We start from the raw sequence: 14,894 nt of genomic DNA, 5'->3' as shown, positions 1-14,894 counted from the left end.
GCTCAAGGCCTGAAATCCGGCGGACTGGGCGGCCGCGACCGGCCCAGCATGCGCCAGTACACCCAGAGGTTGAAGATCAGCGCCACCGGCAGCGCGATCACGACGGCCGACAGGGCCAGGCGCAGGGTCGCCACCGGCGCGGCGGCGTCCCACAGGGTGATCTCGTCCAGCACGAGATAGGGGAAGAAGCTGTAGGCCAGCCCGCCCAGCACGGTCAGGACGATCACCAGCACCAGGGCATAGGGCAGGGCCGAGGCGCGATAGCTGTGGCTGATCATGCGCTGCAGCGTCATTTCCGTCAGGACGAAGCACGCCAGCAGCGTGCTCCAGACTAGGCCGACCGCCAGCCAGTGCGTGCCGTCGCCCCATTTCAGGAACACACCGGCGTTGGAGAAATCCAGCACCACCGACACGCCCACGGCGCCCACGGCGCCCCAGCGCAGGGTGCGGCGCGCCCAGCCCACGGCGCGCACGCGCAGTTCGCCCGCCTCGCGCATCATCAGCCAGGCGGCCCCCAGCAGGCTGTAGACCGCCACGGCGCAGCCCCCCATCAGGATCGCGAAGCCGGTGTTGCCGCCGCCCGGCTGATAGGCCACCGCCACCCGCGCCAGGATGTAGCCATGGGAAAACGCGACCAGCACGGCCCCCGCGCCGAAACCGAACTGCCAGCGGCCCTGGTGCTCGGCCGGCGCCCGCAGGCGCCACTCGAAGCACACCGAGCGCAGCATCGTGCCCAGGGCCAGCAGCGACAGCGGCAGGTACAGGCGCCCCAGGGTCTGGGGCCAGGCATAGGGGAACGCCACCGCGAACAGCCCGACGCCCAGGAACACCCAGAATTCGTTGGCGTCGCGCCAGGGGCCCAGCAGCGACAGCATGCGCGGCCGCAGGGCGGGCGGCGCAACCAGGGACACGCAGCCCACGCCGATGTCGAAGCCGTCCAGCAGCACGCCCGCCACGACGGTGGCGAAGAACACGGCGATCAGCGCCAGGGGAATCCAGAAGGCCGGGTCCTGGGCGCCCAGGCCCAGCAGGGCCGCCAGCGAATCGATCATGCGCGCCCCCGATGACGGGCCACCGGCACCACGCCGTAACGGGTGGCGTGCCGCAGCAACTGGTAAAAGCCCGCGGCCAGCGCCCCGTAGACCGCGACCTGCAGGCACAGGACGGTCCAGAGGGCGCCCTCGCCCGCGTCCGTGCCGATCTCGCGCAGCGAGACCGTGCCCTGGATGGCGTAGGGCAGGCTGCCGATCAGCAGATGCCCCCAGCCCGCCGCCTGCAGGGCCACGGCCAGCCAGGCCATGGCCCGCAGTCCGATGCGGCCGGCCCGCGACAGGTTGTCGGGCTCATAGCCCAGGCGGCGGCCCCGCCACAGCGCCCACGCCGCCATCGCGGCCAGCACGCCGGTCAGCAGTACGGCCAGCCGCGCCGACAGGTAGGTGGCCGCCAGGGGCGGCCGGATGCCGGCCAGATCGTTCAGCCCCCGCAAGGGGCCCTCGGCCGGCAGCCGCGCCCAGCCGGGCCAATCGGCGGGCCCCGGCAGGCGCCAAGCATCGCGCCCCAGGGATTCGTCCGGCCAGGCCGCCAGGGACAGGCGCTCCGGCGGGCCGCTGGTCCATTGCGGCACCACGGCCGCCACGCGCGCCGGCTGCAGCGGCAGCAGTTCGCGCCCCAGGTCCGCCGCCAGCAGCGCCTGCAGCGCCAGCGCCAGCAGCACCAGCCACAGGCCCCAGGCGTAGACGCCGCGGTCCCCCACGTCGCTGGGGCGGACTTCCGTGCGCCAGACGGTCACGGCCAGCATCAGGGTGGCCGCCAGCAGCAGGCCGCCGGCCAGCAGCACCCCGAACAGCACGGGCGCGATGCCGCCCAGCAATTCCAGCCAGTCCGCCACCTGGTAGCGGCCTTCGGACAGGACCGCACCGGCCGGCCACTGCAGCCAGGCCAGCAGCGCGGCGATCCACCAGGCCGTCAGGGACGTGCCCACCGCCACCATGCCCACCACCAGCGTGTGGGCCCGGTCGGACAGGGTCCGCTGCCCGTACAGCATGGCGCCCAGGAAGCAGGACTTGAAGATGAAGGCCGTGAGCACCGCCATGCCCACCAGCGGGCCCGCGACCTCGCCGGCCCGGTCCATGAAGCCCGGCCACAGCGTGCCCAGCTGCAGCAGCAGCGGCAGGCTGGCGGCGAAGCCGAGGATCAGGGACAGGGCGAACACGCGCGCCCAGAACCGATAGGCCAGCAGGGCCGCCTGGCTGCGCCGGGCGCGCAGCCGGAAGCCGAACAAGACCCAGGCCAGGCCCAGTTCCAGCGCCAGGAAGAACAGCACGAACCCCAGGCTCAGGTAAAACTGGGACAGCGACAGAACCCATGCGGTTTGCGTCATAATGTGCGCTAGTTTATATGAACGTCTCCCATCCCCGCACCATGACCACCGATTCAGCGCCTGCCTCGAATTTCCTGCGCACCATCATCGACAACGACCTGAAATCCGGTCGCTGCCAGGACAGGCAATGGGCGCCCCCGCCCAGCCCGGCCGAAGTCCGGCGCGCCGGCGCGCCCGACCCCGCCCGCATCCGCACCCGCTTCCCGCCCGAGCCCAACGGCTACCTGCACATCGGCCACGCCAAGAGCATCTGCCTGAACTTCGGCCTGGCGCGCGACTACCAGGGCATCTGCCACCTGCGCTTCGACGACACCAATCCCGAAAAGGAAGAGGACGAATACGTCCACGCCATCATCGACATGGTGCGCTGGCTGGGTTTCGACTGGACTCGGGACGGCACGGAACACTGCTACTACGCCAGCGACTACTTCGAAACCCTGTACCGCTTCGCCGAGTCCCTGGTGCGGGCCGGCCATGCCTACGTGGACGAGCAGTCGGCCGACGAGATGCGCGCCACCCGCGGCACGCTGACCGAGCCGGGCACGAACTCGCCCTGGCGCGACCGCCCCGCCGACGAATCCCTGGCGCTGCTGCGCGACATGCGCGCCGGCAAGTTCCCGGACGGCCGCATGGCCCTGCGCGCGCGCATCGACATGGCCTCGCCCAACATCAACCTGCGCGACCCGGTCCTCTACCGCATCCGCCACGCGACCCACCACCGCACCGGCGACGCCTGGTGCATCTATCCCATGTACGCCTGGGCCCACCCGGTCGAGGACGCCCTGGAAGGCATCACGCACAGCATCTGCACGCTCGAATTCGAGGACCAGCGCCCGTTCTACGACTGGATCCTGGAACGCCTGGCCGAACTGGGCGAACTGGCGCCGCCGCTGCCGCGCCAGTACGAATTCGCGCGCCTGAACCTCAGCTACGTCGTCACCAGCAAGCGCAAGCTGCGCCAGCTGGTCCTGGAAAACCACGTCTCCGGCTGGGACGATCCCCGCCTGCCGACCCTGGCCGGCCTGCGCCGCCGGGGCTACACGCCCGGCGCCATCCGCCTGTTCTGCGAGCGGCTGGGGGTGTCCAAGGCCGATTCGCGCATCGACTACGGCATCCTGGAACAGGCCCTGCGCGACGACCTGGACCCCGTGGCCGCCCGCGCCGTGGCCGTGCTCGACCCGCTCAAGCTCGTCATCACGAATTTCCCGGAAGGCCACGAAGAGCCCTGCTCCGCCCCGCTCAACCCGCACGAACCGGACGGCGCCCGGCGCGCCTTCCCCTTCACGCGCGAGCTCTGGATCGAGCGCGACGACTTCCGCGAGGACCCGCCGAAGAAATACTTCCGCCTGTTCCCCGGCAACCTGGTGCGGCTCAAGTACGGCTACGTCGTGCGCTGCACCGGCTGCGTCAAGGACGACCGGGGCGAGATCGTCGAGGTCCACGCCGAATACCTGCCCGACACGCGCAGCGGCACGCCGGGCGCGGACGCCGTCAAGGTCAAGGGCACCGTCACCTGGGTCAGCGCGGCCCACGCCGTGCCCGCCGAGATCCGCCTGTACGACCGGCTGTTCACCGAACCGCACCCCGACGGCGGCGACCGCGATTTCCTGCAGGCGCTCAATCCCGACTCCTGCCGGGTCGTCAATGCCTGGCTGGAACCGGGCACGCGCGCCGAGCCCGGCGCGACCTGGCAGTTCGAACGCCTGGGCTACTTCGTCGCCGACCGCGAGGACTCCACGCCCGGGCGCCCGGTGATCAACCGCGCCGTCACCCTGCGCGACACCTGGGTCTGAGCCATGGCCAAGACCGCCGCCGTCCTGGACTTCAAGAGCGCGTCCCTGCACGTCCTGCGGGCCGTGCTGCGCACGGCCGACACCGCCGAGCTGACCCGGGCGCTGGACCAGCGCATGCTGGAAGCCGGCGCCTTCTATGAAAACGAACCCGTGGTGCTCGACGCCCACGGACTGGACCAGGCGCCCGACTGGCGGGCGCTGGCCGACGCCCTACGCCGCCACCGGCTGCACCCGATCGGCGTGCGGGCGCCCAAGGCCCTGCTGGCCTCGGCCGACGAGGCCGGCCTGGCGCCCCTGGACATCTCCACGGGCCGCCAGGCCGAAGGCCGCGCCGACGCGCCGGCCAAGGCCGCCCGGGCGGCGAGCGCGCCGGAAGCCCCGGACGCGCCGGCGCCGGCATCCGCCGAACGCGCCAGGCCCGCGGCGCCGGCCAGGGTCTCCGGCGCCAACGAGCCCGCCCCGCCCGCCGGCGCCGAAACGCCCGCCGCCGAGACCCTGGTGATCCGCCATCCGCTGCGCTCGGGCCAGCGCATCTACGCGCGCGGCGGCGACCTGATCGTCATGGGCATGGTCAGCCAGGGCGCCGAAGTCATCGCCGACGGCCACATCCATGTCTACGGTCCGCTGCGCGGCAAGGCCATGGCCGGCGCGCGCGGCAACCCGCACGCCATGATCCTGACCACCCAGCTCGACCCGGAACTGCTGGCCATCGCCGGGGTCTACCGGGTGGTCGAAACCCGCCTGCCCGACTCGCTGCACAACCGTCCCGCCCAGGTCGAACTGGACGGCGACACGCTGCGCATCCGGGCGCTGCAGGACGCCCATTGAGCGGGCGGCGCCCGACCGGCGGCCGCCCCGGCCCGCGGGCACGGAATCCATGCCCCGGGCGCGTGGTCACATCCGGACACGCTCCATGGCAGGCTAGCCGGCCTTCCCGGGGCTTTTTGCTTTACGATGTCATGAATTTTTCGAACAGGGGAACACAGTCACCATGGCGCGCATCGTTGTAGTCACCTCCGGCAAGGGGGGAGTGGGCAAAACCACCACCAGTGCGAGCTTCTCGGCCGGTCTGGCCATGCGCGGCCACAAGACGGTCGTGATCGACTTCGACGTCGGCCTGCGCAACCTGGACCTGATCATGGGCTGCGAACGCCGCGTGGTCTACGATTTCGTCAACGTCATCCAGGGCGAAGCCACCCTGCACCAGGCGCTGATCCGCGACAAGCAGCTGGAAAACCTCTACATCCTGCCGGCTTCGCAGACGCGCGACAAGGACGCCCTGACGCGCGAAGGCGTGGAAAAGGTCCTGACCGACCTGGCCGCCATGGACTTCGAATACATCGTCTGCGATTCCCCCGCCGGGATCGAGACCGGCGCGGTGATGGCGTCCTACTTCGCCGACGATGCGCTGGTGGTCACCAATCCGGAAGTCTCCTCGGTGCGCGATTCCGACCGCATCCTGGGCATCCTGTCGGCCAAGTCCCGCCGCGCCGAAAAGGGCGAGGAGCCGATCAAGGAACACCTGCTGCTGACCCGCTACAATCCCAAGCGCGTGGCCGACGGCGAAATGCTCTCCCTGGGCGACATCGAGGACATCCTGCGCATCCGCCTGATCGGCGTGATCCCGGAATCGGAAACCGTGCTGCAGGCGTCCAACCAGGGCATCCCCGCCATCCACATCCGCGACTCCGACGTCTCCCAGGCCTACCAGGACGTGGTGGCACGCTACCTGGGCGAGGAAAAGCCCCTGCGCTTCGTGGACTACGAGAAACCCGGCCTGTTCAAGCGCCTGTTCGGGGGTAAATAAGCATGTCGTTCCTGGATTTCCTGCGCGGACAGAAAAAAACCTCGGCCAGCATCGCCAAGGACCGCCTGCAGCTCATTCTGATCAACGAACGCGGCAGCGGCCGCAACGCGCCCGATTTCCTGCCGCAGATGCAGAAGGAACTGATCGCGGTGATCTCGAAGTACGTCCACATCAACCCCGAGGACATCAAGGTCAACCTGGACCGCCAGGACTCCCTGGAAGTGCTCGAGGTCAAGATCGAGATGCCGCAGGCGGAAACGCGCAACTGAGCGATCAAAGGGTCCGCAGGGACTTGGTCTTGGATCGGAACATCCCTCCACCTCGCGCCTTGCAAGGCGCTCGGATTTGACAGGCGCACGAGGGTCCGCAGGGACCCTCGCGTGTCCAGTCAAATCCAGCTCAGCGTCGCCCACACCACCAGCGGGATCGTCGCCACCGACAGCACGTTGCCCAGCAGCACCACGCTGGCCACGGTCCTGGGCTCGACGCGATACTGCTCGCACAGCAGGTAGTTCAGCACAGCCGGCGGCAGCATCACCGACAGGGCCACCATGCGCGACCATTCCGGCGTCAGGGGCAGCAGCCACAGCACAACGGGCAGCGTCAGCAGGCCCGCCAGCAGGTACAGGACATTGATGCGCAGCGCCAGGCCCAGCTGCTCGACCCGGTCCTGGGACAGGCGCACGCCCAGCCCGAACAGCATCAGCGGAATGGCGATCTGCCCGGTCAGGTCCAGCGTGGTCGTCACGAAGGGCGGGATCCACTCCCGATGCGGCGCCAGGGCCACGCCCAGCAGGGCCGCCCAGATGTTCGGATTGCGCAGCCACATCCAGCGGCTGCCCCCGCGCGACAGCAGGAACAGCCCCAGGGAAAAATGCAGCAGGTTCGACAGCACGAACAGCACCACGATGTCGCCCAGCAGGTCCTTGCCGTAGGCCAGCATCATCAGCGGAATGCCGATGTTGCCCGTGTTGCGGAACATCCCCGGCACCAGGAAGGCCGGACGGGACACCCCCGGGCGGCGCACCAGGGCCAGCAGCAGGCCCGGCACCAGGATGATCAGGACCCCGGCGGCCATCAGCGGCCAGCCGCGCGCCAGATCGACCGGATTGTCCAGCAGCGCGGAAAACACCAGCGCCGGACAGAACACCATCACGTTGGCGTGGTTGATGAAGGCCATGTCCGGCGTGCGCGCCTGGCGCCGGCCGAAGGCGAAGCCCAGGGCCGCCACGGCGAAGACGGGCAGGACGATGTTCAGCAGGGTGAGGATCATGAAACGGCGGGGATGCGACGGGCAGCCCAGAGTGTACAGCGCCGCGCGCATGCGAACGGGGCGGGTCCTTCGCGCGAAGGCCCGCCCCGTTCACCGGTCCGGCCGCTCCAGGCGCGCGCCGCGCGCATCCCCGGAGGGCCGCGCCAGGCTCAATACCCCAGCGCGAAGTCCTCGGCCGGCAGGTCCATCAGCACGTCCGGACCGGCCTTGATGGCTTCCACGTGCGCGCGGGTGCGCGGCAGGATGCGGGCGAAGTAGAAGCGCGCGGTGTGCAGCTTGGCCTGGTAGAAGGCCTTGTCGCCCTCGCCCGCCGCCAGTTTTTCCGCCGCGACACGTGCCATGTCGGCCCAGAAATAGGCCAGCGTCACGTAGCCCGAATACATCAGGTAGTCCACGGACGCGGCGCCCACGGCCTCGCGGTTGGTCATCGCCTTCATGCCGATCTTCAGGGTCAGGTCGCCCCATTCCTTGTTCAGTTCGGCCAGGGGCTTCACCAGCTCGGAGATCGCGCGGTTGCCGCTGTTGGCCTTGCAGAACTTGTGCACGATCTTGGTGAAGAGGCGCAGCGGTTCGCCCTGGGTCATCAGCACCTTGCGGCCCAGCAGATCCAGCGCCTGGACGCCGGTCGTGCCTTCGTACAGCATGGAGATGCGGCTGTCGCGCACGTTCTGCTCCATGCCGTGCTCGGAGATGTAGCCGTGGCCGCCGAAGACCTGGACGCCCAGGTTGGCCGCCTCGAAGCCGGTCTCGGTCATGAAGGCCTTGGCGATCGGGGTCAGGAAGCCCAGCAGCTTGTCGGCCTGCTCGCGCGCGTCCGCGTCCTGGCTGTGCTGGGTGATGTCCACCTGCTGCGCGGCGTAGTACAGCAGCGCGCGGTTGCCTTCTGCGAACGCCTTGATCGTCAGCAGCATGCGGCGCACGTCGGGGTGCACGATGATGGGATCGGCCGGCTGGTCGGGGAATTTCGGGCCGCTCAGGGCGCGCATCTGCAGGCGCTCGCGGGCGTAGGTCGTGGCGCCCTGGAGGGCGACCTCGGCGTGCGCCAGGCCCTGGATGGCGGTGCCCAGGCGGGCCGTGTTCATGAAGGTGAACATGCAGTTCAGGCCCTTGTTGGCCGGCCCGATCAGGAAGCCGGTGGCGCCATCGAAGTTCATCACGCAGGTGGCGTTGCCGTGGATGCCCATCTTGTGCTCGATCGAGCCGCAGGACACGCCGTTGCGCGCACCCGGGCCGCCCTGGCCGTCAGGCAGGAACTTGGGCACGATGAACAGGGAAATCCCCTTGGTGCCGGCGGGCGCGTCCGGCAGGCGGGCCAGGACGATGTGGACGATGTTTTCCGCCATGTCGTGCTCGCCGGCGGAAATGAAGATCTTGGTGCCGGTGACCTTGTAGCTGCCGTCGGCCTGCGGTTCGGCCTTGGTGCGCAGCATGCCCAGGTCGGTGCCGCAGTGGGGTTCGGTCAGGCACATGGTGCCGGTCCATTGGCCCGAGACCAGCGGCTCCAGGTAGGTCTTCTGCTGTTCCGGGGTGCCGTGCGCCTGCAGGGTGTTCATGGCGCCGTGCGACAGGCCGGGGTACATGCCCCAGGCCCAGTTGGCCTCGCCCATCAGCTCGCTGATGGCCATGCCCAGGGATTCGGGCAGGCCCTGGCCGCCATGGGCGGCGTCGTGCGACAGTGCCGGCCAACCGCCTTCGACGTACTGGGCGTAGGCTTCCTTGAAGCCCGCCGGGGTCTTGACGCCCTCGGGCGACCAGACGCAGCCCTCGCGGTCGCCCACGGCGTTCAGCGGCGCGATGACCTGCTCGCAGAACTTCGCGCCCTCTTCCAGGATGGCGCCGACCATGTCGGGGGTGGCCTCCTCGCAGCCCGGCAGGGACTGGTAGTGGGCGGGGTAGTTCAGGACCTCGTCGCGCACGAAGCGGATGTCGCGCAAGGGGGCTTTGTAGTCGGGCATCTCCGGTCTCCAGGGGGGATTGTCGAGGGCGATCGCGGCGGCCCCGAATGGAAGCCGGACCGGACGCCGGTCGGCTCTTCGGGTTTTTCGAGCCGTCGAATCGAAATTCAAACGATCGTTTGAATTTAAGAGAAAAGCCCGTTTGAAGTCAAGCGCCGGAACCCGGGGCGAAAAAAAACGCCCCTCCGAAGAAGGGCGCCCATCGCAACCGTGAAGGCGAATGGCAATCAGCGGTTCTTGCCGACCTGATCGCCGATGACGCCGCCGATGGCGGCGCCACCCACCGTGCCCAGAATGCCCCCGTTGGTGATGACGGCCCCCGCCACGCCGCCCAGGCCCGCGCCCGTGACGGCCGATTTCTGGCGATGGCTCATGTTGTCCCACGACGAGCAGCCGGCCATGGCCGCCGCCAGCGTCAGGGCCGCGCCGATTTTTCCGAATGTCCCGATCGTCATGATGGTTCTCCTTCTCGTGTACCGCGTGATGATCCATGCCTTGGCGCCCCCGGCAAGCTCCGGAGGATGCCGCGTCGGCGTCCTGACTCCTTTATAAGCGCCGGACACCGAAAAAGGTGTGAGTCATGATGTCGATACTTGTAACTTGTAACAATGGCGCCGCGCGGTATCGCGTCTCACTTCACCAGGGCCAGCACGTCCCGGAAGGCGGGATGCGCCGGGGTTTCGAGCCATTCAAAGATCGCCATTTCGGACGTCACGGTCTCCAGCCCGTGGTGGCGCCAGCGCTCGCAGGCGGCGGACCCATCCGGTTCGCGGCGGGAGCCGATGCCGTCGGACACCAGCACGGGCTGGAAACCGGCCCGTGCCAGCCCGAGGCCGGTTTGTAACACGCAGATGTGGGCCTCGGTGCCCGTCAGCAACACCCGCGTGCGGCCCGCGGGCCAGTCCGCCAGGAAATCGGCCTCGCGGCAGGCGTCGAAATGGGTCTTGGCCACGACCCGGTCGACGTGCGCCAGCAGATCGGGATGGGTGGCGCCGATCTTGGCCGGCCAGTGCTCGGTCGCCCAGACCGGCACCGACAGCAGGCGCGCGGCCTGGGCCAGGCGCGCGACCCGGCCGCGCAGCGCATCGGTGTCGCGGATGGCGGGCAGCAGTTTTTCCTGCATGTCCACCACCAGCAGCAGGCTGGTGCCGGCCGTCAGCAAGGCCTGGTTCACATCCACGTATTTCATGGCGTACTCCAATCGCGGCGTTTCATTTCAACGCCTTGTAGCGCAGGCGGTGCGGCCGGGCGGCCTCTTCGCCCAGGCGGGCCTTCTTGTCGGCCTCGTATTCCTGGTAGTTGCCGTCGAAGAACACCACCTGCGAATCGCCCTCGAAGGCCAGGATGTGGGTGGCGATGCGGTCCAGGAACCAGCGGTCGTGGCTGATCACCAGCACGCAGCCGGCGAATTCCAGCAAGGCGTCTTCCAGGGCGCGCAGGGTTTCCACGTCCAGGTCGTTGGACGGCTCGTCCAGCAGCAGCACGTTGCCGCCCGCGATCAGGGTCTTGGCCAGGTGCAGGCGGCCGCGTTCGCCGCCGGACAGCTTGCCGACGTGCTTGTTCTGGTCGCCCCCCTTGAAGTTGAAGCGGCCCAGGTAGGCGCGCGCGGGCATCTCGAAGCGGCCCACGGTCAGCAGGTCGGCGCCGTCCGAGACGGCGTCGAAGACGGTCTTGTCGTCCGGCAGGGAATCGCGCGACTGGTCCACGTAGGCCAGTTTCACCGTCTGGCCCAGGACCACCTCGCCGGCATCCGGGGTTTCCTGGCCGGCGATCATGCGGAACAGCGTGGACTTGCCCGCGCCGTTGGGGCCGATGATGCCGACGATGGCACCCGGAGGCACCTTGAAGCTGAGATCGTCGATCAGCACGCGGTCGCCGAAGGACTTGGACACGTTGCGGAATTCGATGACCTCGTTGCCCAGGCGCTCGGCCACGGGGATGAAGATTTCCTGGGTCTCGTTGCGCTTCTGGTATTCGTGCGAGGACAGTTCCTCGAAGCGCGCCAGGCGTGCCTTGGCCTTGGCCTGGCGGCCCTTGGGATTCTGCCGCACCCATTCCAGTTCTTTCTTGATGGTGCGCTGGCGCGCGGATTCGGCGGCCTCTTCCTGCTTCAGGCGGTCTTCCTTCTGTTCCAGCCAGGAGCTGTAGTTGCCCTTCCAGGGGATGCCGTGGCCCCGGTCCAGTTCCAGGATCCATTCGGCCGCATTGTCCAGGAAATAGCGGTCGTGGGTGACGGCCACGACGGTGCCGGGGAACTGGCGCAGGAAGACTTCCAGCCATTCGACCGATTCGGCGTCCAGGTGGTTGGTGGGCTCGTCCAGCAGCAGCATGTCGGGCTTGGACAGCAGCAGGCGGCACAGGGCGACGCGGCGCTTCTCGCCCCCGGACAGGCGGCCCACGACGGCGTCCCAGGGCGGCAGGCGCAGGGCGTCGGCGGCGATTTCCATCTGCGTCTCGATGTCGTCGCTGCCGCTGGTGGCGGCCGCCGCGATGACGGCCTCCAGTTCGGCCTGCTCGGCGGCCAGGGCGTCGAAATCGGCGTCGGGCTCGGCGTAGGCGGCATAGACCTCGTCGAGCCGCTTGCGGGCCTCGAAGACTTCGCCCAGGCCGGCCTCGACGGCCTGGCGGACGGTATGATCGGGGTCCAGTTGCGGTTCCTGCGGCAGGTAGCCGATGCGCAGGCCCGCCATGGGGACGGCTTCGCCCTCGATGTCCTTGTCCACGCCGGCCATGATCTTGAGCAGGGTGGATTTGCCCGAGCCGTTCAGGCCCAGGACCCCGATCTTGGCGCCGGGAAAGAAGGACAGGGAGATGTCCCGCAGGATCTGGCGTTTGGGCGGCACGATCTTGCCGACCCGGTTCATGGAATAGACGTACTGTGCCATGTCTCGACCGTGTAAGGCGCGCCGAAGGATTCGGCCGCGCAAAGCCCCGATTGTAGGCCGGACGGACGGCGGATGGGCCGGGACGGGATGTCCCGCGACCGCGGGGAGGGCCGGGATGCGTCCGGCCGGCACCCGGGCCGTACAATGCCGATCATCAGCCATCCTCCCTCTTCCCGCCATGACCCTACCCCTCGCATTCACCCCGGCCGAGGCCGATCTGCTGGGCCGCACGGCCGACGCGCTGTGCGCCTGGCTGGGCAGGCCCGTGGTCGCCGAAATCGTGTCCGAGCCCGACGAAGGCTACGAATGGGCGCTGTTCGCCCTGCCGCTGGCCCCCGAGGACGCGGACGAGGACAAGCCCCGCGTCCAGGCGGGCGGCCCCGGGGCGCGCTTCCTGGGCAACAGCGGCGGCCTGGACCTGAGCGACGGCCAGGCGGTGGATTGCGAATTCCTCTGGGCCGTCCAGCTGTCGGACCTGGAAGGCGTGCGCTACATCAAGGTGGACGCCCAGGGCGAGGAAGTCGCGTGGACCGATACGCTGGCGGATCTGCTGCCCTTCGATCTGCGGGAAGCCGAGGCGCCCCCGGACGATGAAGACGAGGATGAGCCCGGACACGGGCCGGCCCCCGCGGACTGACCCGCGCGGGCGCATCGGAGCGGCTTGCCAGCCGCGGCGCGCAGAGAGGCCGCGGGCGGGGCGCCCGCCCCGTCGACCGTCAGATCGTCACCGGGTGCTTGGCCCGCGCCGCCGCGTCACGCAGGCGGTCGCGCACGTACAGCGCCGCCCCGACGGGCCACATGGCGGCCACCAGCAGGCGCGACGCCCAGCGGCTCAGACATCGCCCGGCGGGACGGGCGATGCGCTGCGCGCGCAGGTGCAGGCCGAAGCGGGTGTAGCGGATCGCCGCGCCGAAGAACGAGGCCGGCTGGTAGCGGAACCAGTCCAGGCAATATTCCACCGTATCGTGCGCCAGCAGCCACAGGCCCAGCGCGTGGCGGCCGCTGTCGGCCGACCGCCCCTCGAGCGACAGGCCGCCCACATCGTCGTGGTACACGCGAAACACCTGGTTGACGAAGCGGGTCAGGTAGCCGGCCCGGGCGATCGCCCGCCAGACCAGGCTTTCAGGCACGAAACCGGGGATGTCCTCGGGGAAGGGGAACTGACGCAGCACGTCCGTGCGCAGGCAGCCGAATTTCTCGCCCCGGACATGGTAGCGGAAGGTCATGTCCAGCGAGGACACGTCCATCACGTCCCGGGGATACATGTCGCCCACCACGCGGCCGTCGGGCCGCGCGCACAGGCCGGTGATCGCCACGTAGCGCCCGCGCTGGGCGGGCGGGATCTGTTCCCAGACGCCGGCCATGTGGTACAGGGCGTTGGGATCGAGCTCGTCGTCGCTGTCGATGGCCACCAGCCATTCGCCCTGGGCGTGCCGCACCCCGTTGTTGAAAGCTGTTTTCTTGTGTTGATTGGGTTGCCAGACGTAACGGATCGGGAAACTGGCTTCCTGCTGCCATCCCTGGACCAGGGTCCGGGTGGCATCCGTCGAACCATCGTCCACGACGACCCATTCGAAGTCCTGGAAGGACTGCTCCCGCAGCGAGCGGTACACTCGTTCCAGCGTATGCGCGCGGTTGTAGGTGGGCGTGACGACGGAAAACAGATGACGCCAGCAAGCCATGCCGGAGGGCTCCTCCTTGTTTCCGATCTACCCATGATAGCCGCAAAAAAAACCACGGACCGCCGGGTCCGTGGTTTTCCCTGATGCCGAATTGTATATAAACAATACGGCTGGCCGGCGTCGAACGATCAGACGCGCTTGACCTTTTCCAGCATCTTGAAGACGCCCTTGGGCGCGCGCACGAACAGACGCTTGAAGGCCTTGCCAAGGCAACGGCGCTCCAGCGTGTTGCGCCGCGTGCGTTTGATTTCTGCCATGTGGATCTCCTGGTGTAAGGCGGGCTTTGAAAGCAAAACACGCTATTTTAGCAAAGTTTCACCAAAGGCCGGCGGGCGCCTGCCGGAAACCGCGGCCCCCGCCCCTTCGATTCACTGGCGCACGCCTTCGATCTCGATCTGCAGGCGCACGGTGTCGGGGATGCCGGGCAGGCCGAACTTCATGCCCCATTGGCTGCGCTGGATGTCGGTCCGGAAATCCCCGCCGCAGACTTCGCGGTTCAGGCGCTTGTTCTGGTAGCAGTTGAAGCGGACGGCGTTCAGCTTGACCGGATGGGTCTGCCCCAGCAGGGTCAGATTGCCTTCCACGGCCCGCACCAAGTCGCCCTCGAAGCGGAAGGCGGTGGACTCGAAGCGGGCCTCGGGGTGCTGGCCGGCCTGGAAGAAATCGCCGCCCAGCAGGTGTTCGTCGAAGCCCTTGGAACCCGTGCTGACCGACTTGATGTCGATGCGGATGTCCGCCCGGCCCGTCTTGGCTTCGCGGTCGAAGACCACGTCGCCCTCGACCGTGTCGAAACGGCCGCGCACCGTGGACGTGCCGTTGTGCAGGGCTTCGAAATAGACGAAGGTGTGGTCCGCATCCGTCTTGTAGTCGGCCGCCTGGACCAGGACGGGGGCGGCACACAGCAGGGACAGGGCGAGCAGACGTTTCATGGCGATTCTCCAGTTTTCCAGAAGGGCCGGGACAGGCCCGGCTTCATCCTGAAGATTGTAGGAATGGGACGGCGCCGGCGGACCTTCCCGCCGTCCCGATCTCTGACGCGGATCAAGCCGGGCGGCTTCCGCCGGCCCGGCCGCGGGCCCTGGAACATGCCCCTGCTGCGCGCATCGCAAGGACGCCGCG

General features: G+C 68.7%; 15 protein-coding genes. 5 read left to right on the top strand and 10 right to left on the bottom strand.

The annotated features are described in order from the left end of the window. Positions 1-2: 2 nt before the first annotated feature. Both ACFO27_RS15230 and ACFO27_RS15225 read right to left on the bottom strand, forming a co-directional pair. The gene (locus ACFO27_RS15230; RefSeq protein ID WP_376818113.1) at positions 3-1,052 is read right to left on the bottom strand and encodes a cytochrome d ubiquinol oxidase subunit II; all 1,050 of its coding nucleotides are present in this window, start codon (positions 1,050-1,052) and stop codon (positions 3-5) included. Then, positions 1,049-2,380, bottom strand: a complete 1,332-nt coding sequence (locus ACFO27_RS15225; protein WP_376818112.1) for a cytochrome ubiquinol oxidase subunit I — start codon at positions 2,378-2,380, stop codon at positions 1,049-1,051. Before ACFO27_RS15225 ends, ACFO27_RS15230 begins: the two co-directional genes overlap by 4 nt. A gap of 41 nt (positions 2,381-2,421) precedes the next feature. Between ACFO27_RS15225 and ACFO27_RS15220 the strand changes: the two genes are divergently transcribed. The 4 genes from ACFO27_RS15220 to minE all read left to right on the top strand — a co-directional run bounded on the left by ACFO27_RS15220 (position 2,422) and on the right by minE (position 6,249). Beyond that, positions 2,422-4,173, top strand: coding sequence for a glutamine--tRNA ligase/YqeY domain fusion protein (locus ACFO27_RS15220; protein ID WP_376818111.1), 1,752 nt, complete (start codon positions 2,422-2,424; stop codon positions 4,171-4,173). Positions 4,174-4,176: 3 nt separating this feature from the next. Continuing rightward, positions 4,177-5,001 carry a septum site-determining protein MinC gene (minC, locus tag ACFO27_RS15215; protein WP_376818110.1) on the top strand — a complete coding sequence of 275 codons (825 nt, stop codon included), beginning with the start codon at positions 4,177-4,179 and terminating at the stop codon, positions 4,999-5,001. Between the two features lie 163 nt (positions 5,002-5,164). Continuing rightward, positions 5,165-5,980, top strand: coding sequence for a septum site-determining protein MinD (gene minD, locus ACFO27_RS15210; protein WP_376818109.1), 816 nt, complete (start codon positions 5,165-5,167; stop codon positions 5,978-5,980). Between the two features lie 2 nt (positions 5,981-5,982). After that, positions 5,983-6,249, top strand: a complete 267-nt coding sequence (gene minE / locus ACFO27_RS15205) for a cell division topological specificity factor MinE (protein WP_323025115.1) — start codon at positions 5,983-5,985, stop codon at positions 6,247-6,249. Positions 6,250-6,368: 119 nt separating this feature from the next. On the opposite strand, the gene ACFO27_RS15200 is transcribed toward minE, so the two are convergent. From ACFO27_RS15200 to ettA, 5 genes are all read right to left on the bottom strand, one after another. Further along, entirely contained in the window at positions 6,369-7,304 is a 936-nt protein-coding gene (locus ACFO27_RS15200; protein ID WP_376818108.1) for an AEC family transporter, read from the bottom strand. 98 nt (positions 7,305-7,402) lie between these two features. Next, a complete protein-coding gene (locus tag ACFO27_RS15195; protein ID WP_376818107.1) occupies positions 7,403-9,208 on the bottom strand; it encodes an acyl-CoA dehydrogenase C-terminal domain-containing protein in 1,806 nt (601 codons plus the stop codon). Between the two features lie 227 nt (positions 9,209-9,435). Beyond that, positions 9,436-9,663 (bottom strand): glycine zipper 2TM domain-containing protein, encoded by a 228-nt coding sequence (locus ACFO27_RS15190; protein ID WP_376818106.1) that lies wholly within the window; start codon positions 9,661-9,663, stop codon positions 9,436-9,438. A gap of 176 nt (positions 9,664-9,839) precedes the next feature. Then, positions 9,840-10,397, bottom strand: a complete 558-nt coding sequence (locus ACFO27_RS15185) for an isochorismatase family protein (protein ID WP_376818105.1) — start codon at positions 10,395-10,397, stop codon at positions 9,840-9,842. Between the two features lie 22 nt (positions 10,398-10,419). Next, the gene (gene ettA, locus ACFO27_RS15180; RefSeq protein ID WP_376818104.1) at positions 10,420-12,093 is read right to left on the bottom strand and encodes an energy-dependent translational throttle protein EttA; all 1,674 of its coding nucleotides are present in this window, start codon (positions 12,091-12,093) and stop codon (positions 10,420-10,422) included. 178 nt (positions 12,094-12,271) lie between these two features. On the opposite strand from ettA, the gene ACFO27_RS15175 reads away from it, so the two are divergent. Continuing rightward, positions 12,272-12,730, top strand: coding sequence for a hypothetical protein (locus ACFO27_RS15175; protein ID WP_376818103.1), 459 nt, complete (start codon positions 12,272-12,274; stop codon positions 12,728-12,730). 79 nt (positions 12,731-12,809) lie between these two features. Here the strand turns inward: ACFO27_RS15175 and ACFO27_RS15170 are convergent, their stop codons facing one another. The 3 genes from ACFO27_RS15170 to ACFO27_RS15160 all read right to left on the bottom strand — a co-directional run bounded on the left by ACFO27_RS15170 (position 12,810) and on the right by ACFO27_RS15160 (position 14,704). Beyond that, positions 12,810-13,775, bottom strand: a complete 966-nt coding sequence (locus ACFO27_RS15170; protein ID WP_376818102.1) for a glycosyltransferase family 2 protein — start codon at positions 13,773-13,775, stop codon at positions 12,810-12,812. A 128-nt stretch (positions 13,776-13,903) separates the two neighbouring features. Beyond that, complete coding sequence (locus tag ACFO27_RS15165) at positions 13,904-14,032, bottom strand: hypothetical protein (RefSeq protein WP_003803595.1); 129 nt, start codon at positions 14,030-14,032, stop codon at positions 13,904-13,906. Between the two features lie 111 nt (positions 14,033-14,143). Continuing rightward, the gene (locus ACFO27_RS15160) at positions 14,144-14,704 is read right to left on the bottom strand and encodes a YceI family protein (protein ID WP_376818101.1); all 561 of its coding nucleotides are present in this window, start codon (positions 14,702-14,704) and stop codon (positions 14,144-14,146) included. Positions 14,705-14,894 lie beyond the last annotated feature (190 nt).

Origin of the sequence: Castellaniella denitrificans (assembly GCF_042653765.1) — a bacterium.
Taxonomy (GTDB): domain Bacteria; phylum Pseudomonadota; class Gammaproteobacteria; order Burkholderiales; family Burkholderiaceae_B; genus Castellaniella; species Castellaniella denitrificans.
The sequence above is the reverse complement of the archived record's forward strand: the minus strand, read 5'-3'. Positions and strand labels throughout refer to the sequence as shown.